This window comes from Arthrobacter sp. I3, from assembly GCF_000520575.1.
Taxonomy (GTDB): domain Bacteria; phylum Actinomycetota; class Actinomycetes; order Actinomycetales; family Micrococcaceae; genus Arthrobacter; species Arthrobacter humicola_A.
In genome coordinates this window covers 6,836-12,090 of record NZ_KI914914.1, presented here as the reverse complement: position 1 = coordinate 12,090, position 5,255 = coordinate 6,836, and the positions used below count along the sequence as shown (strand labels likewise).

General features: G+C 68.1%; 4 protein-coding genes and 1 pseudogene. 3 read left to right on the top strand and 2 right to left on the bottom strand.

Annotation, left to right across the window (positions count from 1 at the left end):
• On the bottom strand, window positions 1-528 hold a 528-nt coding region (locus tag Y706_RS24110), incomplete at its 3' end, for a DnaJ family domain-containing protein (RefSeq protein WP_043435289.1).
• A gap of 245 nt (window positions 529-773) precedes the next feature.
• Between Y706_RS24110 and Y706_RS0107350 the strand changes: the two genes are divergently transcribed.
• Window positions 774-1,007: a hypothetical protein gene (locus Y706_RS0107350; protein ID WP_028276090.1), complete on the top strand. Its 234-nt coding sequence runs from the start codon at window positions 774-776 to the stop codon at window positions 1,005-1,007.
• Between the two features lie 131 nt (window positions 1,008-1,138).
• Window positions 1,139-3,178 (top strand): glycosyltransferase family 2 protein, encoded by a 2,040-nt coding sequence (locus Y706_RS27425; RefSeq protein ID WP_028276089.1) that lies wholly within the window; start codon window positions 1,139-1,141, stop codon window positions 3,176-3,178.
• Between the two features lie 27 nt (window positions 3,179-3,205).
• Here Y706_RS27425 and Y706_RS0107340 read toward each other — a convergent pair whose 3' ends face one another.
• Entirely contained in the window at window positions 3,206-4,156 is a 951-nt protein-coding gene (locus tag Y706_RS0107340) for an MBL fold metallo-hydrolase (protein ID WP_028276088.1), read from the bottom strand.
• A 329-nt stretch (window positions 4,157-4,485) separates the two neighbouring features.
• Between Y706_RS0107340 and Y706_RS24100 the strand changes: the two are divergent.
• Window positions 4,486-5,255: pseudogene (locus Y706_RS24100) on the top strand (PucR family transcriptional regulator); the annotation flags it as partial.

The following is a 5,255-nucleotide window of genomic DNA, read 5'->3' as shown; positions in this document are numbered from 1 at the left end:
AGCCCGGCGGCCCCGCCAGCGGTCCAGTTCGACGTCGACGTCCCGCGTCTTGGTGATCACGGGCGGCCCGCCCTGGAGCTGCCGCCGGGCATCGATGACCCGGGCATTGAAGTCCTCCACGATCTCGCGGACCTGCTTTTCGCTGAACTGGGCATCGAGCCGCGCGTCGAGCTCGGCGTCCTCGGTGCGGAGCAGGATCGCCTTCGGGCCCAGGCCGGAGATGTTCTCCCGCTGGATCAGGCCCTTGACCCACCAGTCGGGGTCGTACGCCTCGCCCAGCCCGGGAATGGGTTTGCCGGCGTACTTGAGGTTGTCGAACTTGCCCTGCGCCATGGCATCCCGGATCAGGTACTCGGCCTTGGCGGCGTCGTCGATCTTGGCGCGCTTTTGCCGGAGTTCCTCCTCGGCGGTGTTGAGCTCGTCGTTCTCCCGCGCGGTGCTGCCCGAGGCCCGCACGGCCCGGAGTTCCGCGGCACGCTCCACCCGGCGCCGGAAAGCGCTGTTGGAACCACTGACCCCGCTGCTCATCAGTCACCACCGTCCTCGCCTGTCCGAATCGCGGATCTGCCTTCCAGTATGAGGAACAGCCGGGCGGCGGCAAAAGGTCCGCGCGGCGGCGAACCGCGGCCGTTGCAACCCGCCCTCTCGCCGAGACGGGATCCTTACACTCCCGTAACCCGGTGTTAACCCACCCGTGCGAAGCTGGGGACTTCGGATAAAACTAAGCATCCTTCCCAGCTTTTCTGCACAGCAGATCCCGAGGAGTTGCAGCCGTGAACAGCCAAAACCAGAGCGCGTCCGGAAGCCCCCTACAAACCAGCCGCGAGGAAGCGCCAGAGGACCAGAGCAGCACGCACGTCACGCATGTCCGCGAAGACGTGGCCATGGCGGGCCGGTGCGCCAACGTCCACCTGCCCACCGGGCGCACGTGCACGTTGCCCAAGCGCCACCCCGGCTCGTGCAATTTCGTCGGACCCGAGGACGCGGAGCACGTTGCAAAGCAATAGATCAAAGCAGTAGGACGAAGCGCACTCCCTACGCAGTTTTGCGCAAGGATTCGGGCGGATCCGGTCCCGGGTGCCACTCCGCGGCTACGCTGATCGGACATTGAGCACCGGATCTAGCTGAGGGAGATCACGTGCCTCGTGAGAATCTGCGTGAAGATCTGCGGCAGCGCACCGAGAACGCATCGGAACAAGGGCTGTCCGCCGGAACCACGTCCGCTGCGCCGCGGCCCGTACCGCTGGACGCCACAGCCCTGACCCGGGCCGGCATTGCCGGCTGGGCCGCCCGGCTCGGACCTCCCGGAGCGGAAGCACCCCGGTCCCGGAGGCTGGCCCATGTCGGCGGTATCGCGGCCATCGCCGCCCTGGTCCTCTACCTGACGTGGCGTGTCCTGTTCACGATGCCGTCGGGTGAATGGAACCTGGCCATCGCCTGGATCCTGGTCACCTTCGAGGCCTTGCCGCTGGCCGGCCTCATCCTGAAGGCGTGGTCCGTGTGGAACATTGACAGCCATCCGCCGGCGCCCGTCACGGAGGCCCCGAACGGCATGCGGGTGGCGGTGCTGATCCCCACGTACAACGAGCCCATCGAGGTTCTGACGCCCACGGTCGCGGCGGCCTGCGAGCTGGCCCCGGCGCATGAGACGTGGGTCCTCGACGACGGCGACCGGCCTTGGGTCGAAGAAATGTGCGTCGCCTACGGCGCCCGCTACGTCCGACGGGCCGTCCACGACCACGCCAAGGCAGGCAACATGAACCACGCCCTGTCCCTGATGGCCTCGGAGAAGGTCGCCGGCGGCCCGGGCATCGACATCATCGCCGTCCTGGACTGCGACCACGTCCCGCTGCCCACGTTCCTCACCGCCACCCTGGGCTGGTTCGAAGACCCCGAGATCGCCCTGATCCAGGGTCCGCAGTCCTTCTACAACGGCGGCGCGTTCGACGACGACGGCATCACGGGTGAGCAGGGCACCTTCTTCAACGTCCTCATGGCGTCCCGCAACGTACCCGGCGCCGGACCCTTCTGGTGCGGGTCGACGTCGTTGTTGCGCCTGAGCGCCCTGCAGGAGGTGGGCGGCGTGGCGACCGAGACCATCACCGAGGACATGCACACCACGCTCAAACTCATCCGGCGCGGCTGGCGGACTGTCTACCACCACCAGACGCTCGCCGTCGGGCTCGCGCCGGCGACGCCGGACCAGTACCTGCTGCAGCGCCGGCGCTGGGGCATGGGCGCCATGCAGATCCTCGTCCACGAGAAGCTGTGGGCGGCGAAGGGGTGGCTGTCGTGGCGGAATTACCACGAGTACCTCAACGGCACGCTGTGGTGGCTGGAGGGCATCGCCACGCTGGTGGCCTTCCTGATTCCGGTGGTGATCATGCTGTCCGGGGCGCAGACCTCCACCGCCGGGCCGCTGCTTTTCACGGGGGTCTTCCTGGTCATGTTCACCGTGCGCCTGTGGGGGTCCAAGCAGCTGATGCGCAACGAAATCCACTGGCCCACGGCCTTCGCCCTGCGGATTTTCCGCGTCCCGGTCGGCCTGGCGTGCCTCTGGTGGCTCATGTCCCGGAACATCCTGGAGTTCCAGGTGACGCCCAAGGGCGCCGCCGACCTCCGGCTCCGGGGCCGGACCCCGCGCATCCTGATTGTGATGGTTGTCCTCATCTCCGCGGTGATTCTTTACGCGGCCGCCGGGTTGGCCGGGCTGGTGCCCTGGCGCACGACGCCCGGTTCCACGGTGGCGTCCGGTGCCTGGCTGGTGCTCGCCGGTGCGGTCCTGGTGCTCGGGACGCGCAGGATCCGGGCCGCCGAATTCGCCACATCCCGCCGCAACGCCTACCGGATGGAGGTGTCCGCGCCGGTGGAGGCCGAGGGCACCAGCGGAGAGCTGCTGGACATTTCGGTTGGAGGCGCCGCAGTCCGCTTCCCGCACGGCACGCTGCCGGCTTCGGGGACAGTCACGCTCCGGTTGCCGGAGGCCGCGTCGGTCCGGCTGCAGGTCATCCGTACCACCGGGCAGCCCGACGGCACCGAGATCGCGTCCCTGCGGGCGGCCGACGACGACTGGGCCACCTATCGTGCGCTCTCGTTGTGGATCTTCCACACGCCCGCAGGGGCGCTGCCCGATTTCCCGCCCGGCGTCCCGGCCGCGGCGTCGCTGCGGGGGCGCTGAGGGCTGGGGGCCGGCGTTACCGTCCCCTCACTCCCCCTCGAGGCAGAGGATGAACCCTGGAAACACATGCCGGCCGGGGCGTCCGCCCACCTCGTCGATGGCCCGGCGGATCTGCCGGAGCTGCCCGACGGTCATCTGCAGCGGTGGTTCGTCGGGCTGGTACGTGGTGAAGATCGGATAGTCGACGCCGGGCTGCTGAGACATTTCGATGTGGCAGCCCAGGACATGGGTGACGGGGTGGGTGGCGCAGAACCCGATTAGCCGGTCGATGGTGCTCACAAACGCTGGCCAGTCCTGGATGTAGAGCCGGCCGGGATAGACCGTGTCTCCGGTGAGCAGGAACCCGGTGTGGGGATCGTAGAACGTCACGGCCGCGTTGTGGTGCCCCGGGCTGGGCCAGCATGCCAGGACGCGCCCGCCGAGGTCCACCTGCGCGGGCTGACCGGCGCCGCCGCCGGCGTCCGGGTCGCCGTCGTCCGGGTCACGGGCGTCCGGGTCGCCGTCGTCCGAGTCGCTGGCGTCACTGAATCCGAAGAATTCCCAGGCATTGTCCCGGGCCGCATCCACCAGAACGGTGTCGGGACGGCCGGCGAACTGGGCATCGCCTGCGACATGATCGCCATGCGGGTGGGTATGGAGGACGACGAGACTGTAGCCGTCGCGGGGATGGGCGGCAAGCCAGGCCTCCACAAGGCCGTCGACAACGCGGCGCAGCGGGAAGAAGTCCGCGGATGCGGTCGCGCCGGTATCGATCAGGACGGCCCTGGCGTTGCCGAACAGCAGGAACATGAACGGCGCCTCGTAGTTGACCGCCATGTTCTGGCGCAGGATGAACGTGTGCCCGTCGTAGGCGTGGACCTGGATGTCCGGGTCCGTGTTGGGCTTCGCCGACTCCGAGCCGTGGATCCAGGCCACCTCCAGGTCTCCGGACCGGGCGCCGCCTGCCGTGAAGTCGATCAGGTCCGGGGGCGTCTCCATGCGTTCTCCTAAGGGCGTCAGCGCCAGTGGCGCCGGGTGCGGCGGACGTCGGTTCCGCAGTGACGCACCAACACTCCATGATGACCGGTCCCCTTCAGGTCCTCAAACCCCGTCGGTTGCTCCGTAAAAGCCCTTTTGACGAGTGATTACGGCACCTACGGAGCAATCGATGAGGCCCCCGCAGCTGTGCAGACCTCACCTTGGTCCGCAGACCTAAAACGGGCCGCGTAATTTAGGAACTTTTCCATACTTTGGGCGATGCCTGCTGGATAGGCTGAGGTGTCCGGACAAAGCCGTCCGGGAAGGGTGCCAATGTCAGAAAGAAGCCCATGGCCGCAGCTACAGTGGACGACATCCTCGCGGATCTTCCGCTGGGTTTCGCCAGCCTGATGCTTCGGCCTTCCCGCACGGATGCTGCGATCGAACGCTTTCTGATCGTCGACGCCGACGACGAGACCGCCGACGGCGCGACTGCGTTCGTCCTGCTGATCGGCGTTCGCGGACGCTCCGCGCTGCCCGCAGTGCGGCGCCTCTTGAAAAGGCCGCCCCTGGTCCTGGCCGTCAAGGGCAGCCCCGACGAACTGGCGGAAGCCGAAGAATTGCTCCGCGCCGCCGGAACCGGCCTGCTGCTGGTGGACCCGGCGGCAGACTGGGACCGCCTGCTGTCCATCGCCAAGGACCGGATCCAGCCGCCCAGCTACCAGCGCGAAGTGCTGACCCTGCTCGAAGAAGACCTCTTCGCCATCGCCCAGACCACGGCCCGCCTGACCTCCAGCCACGTGGTGATCGAGGACGCCGCCAACAAGGTCCTGGCCTACTCCACGGTCACCAACGCCATTGACGAGCTGCGCAAGGCCTCGATCCTGGCCCGGCGCGGCCCGCGCAAGTACGAACTCCTGCTCAAGGACCTCGGCGCCTACCGCGAGCTGCACCGGACGCGCCTGCCGGTCCGGGTTCCCGCCCGGCCCCAGGACGGTCTGCGGGAGCGCGTCGCCATCAGCCTGTTCGCCGGTGACCGCATCATGGGCTACATCTGGCTCCAGGAAACCGGCGGGGGCTTCGGCGACGACGTCGACTATGTGCTCACCGGCTCGGCCGC

What these genes read in the sequence shown, in the direction of transcription:
- Y706_RS0107340 (WP_028276088.1), bottom strand. Translation starts at nt 4,156, where the DNA reads ATGGAGACGCCCCCGGACCTGATCGACTTCACGGCAGGCGGCGCCCGG.